Raw genomic sequence first — 1,078 nt, 5'->3', positions numbered from 1 at the left:
TTGTATAACGAATATATTACACAAATCAAGAATGAACTCATAAATATCCCGGACGGAATCCTTTTTGAACAGACATATCCCTGCATAGATACTCCTGTCTGTTCTGAACACCTTGATACGCTTCCAAATGGTAAGGGCAAAAAAATTTCATGGAAATTATTGACTGGAATTACTATTATTTTTCAAGATTATTTAGCAGAACAGATTTCCTGTAACCACAAACCAGAAAAGGAACTTTTGGAAATTAACTATTGTCGCTATGGACGAATCGGCTGGAATATGAAAAACGGTCGTTCCATCTACCTTGGTCCTGGTGATTTCTCACTTCACACAAGGCAACTATGCGCCGGTTCCGTCATGACTCTGCCCAGCGGTCATTATGAAGGACTTACTGTCTGCATTGATCTTTCACAATTTGATCAGGCACCCCCAGAACTCTTAAGAGGGACAAAAATAACAGGGCAGATGCTTTCGGAAAAATTTTGCTCTCGTGGAAATTTCTCCTTACTTACAGGCAATGAAAAAACAGAAGCAATCTTTTCTGGATTTTATAATTTATCCGAAAATCTCAGGAAACAATATTTCATATTGAAATCCCTCGAGCTACTTCTCTATCTTAGTGAATTTAAAATCACTTCCGGAAAAGAACCAGGGAAATACCAGTCGGAACAGGTGGAAATTATCCGCCAAATCCATGATTACCTTTTACAGAACATAAACCACCGGATAACAATTGAAGAGTTATCAAAACAGTATCTAATGAACCCTACAACTTTGAAATCTGTATTTAAAGCAGTATATGGAGATTCTCTTGCTGCACACATGAGAGAGCACCGACTAGAAAAAGCTGCTATACTGCTTACCGAAACCAATAACAGCATCTCACAGATTGCTAAAGCAGTCGGTTATACAAGCCAGAGCCGCTTTTCTACAGCTTTTCATGAAGTATACCAAATGCTTCCGTTGGAATATCGAAGAATTCATTCCAACATTCACTAAAATATATATTTCTTAATAAAAAGCAGACCATAAGGATAATCAGACAGTAGCTAATTATCTTTATGGTCTCTATTATATC

The 1,078-nt window shown here is 37.3% G+C and carries 1 protein-coding gene; it reads left to right on the top strand.

Going from position 1 to position 1,078, the window contains the following annotated elements:
• Nucleotides 1–999 (top strand): helix-turn-helix transcriptional regulator (locus tag JQM82_RS15755; protein ID WP_235251368.1); only part of this gene is annotated, 999 nt, incomplete at its 5' end.
• Between the last annotated feature and the right edge of the window lie 79 nt (nucleotides 1,000–1,078).

Origin of the sequence: Faecalicatena contorta (genome assembly GCF_021531995.1) — a bacterium.
Taxonomy (GTDB): Bacteria; Bacillota; Clostridia; order Lachnospirales; family Lachnospiraceae; genus Dorea_A; species Dorea_A contorta_A.
This window is presented reverse-complemented; position numbering and strand designations above follow the sequence as displayed.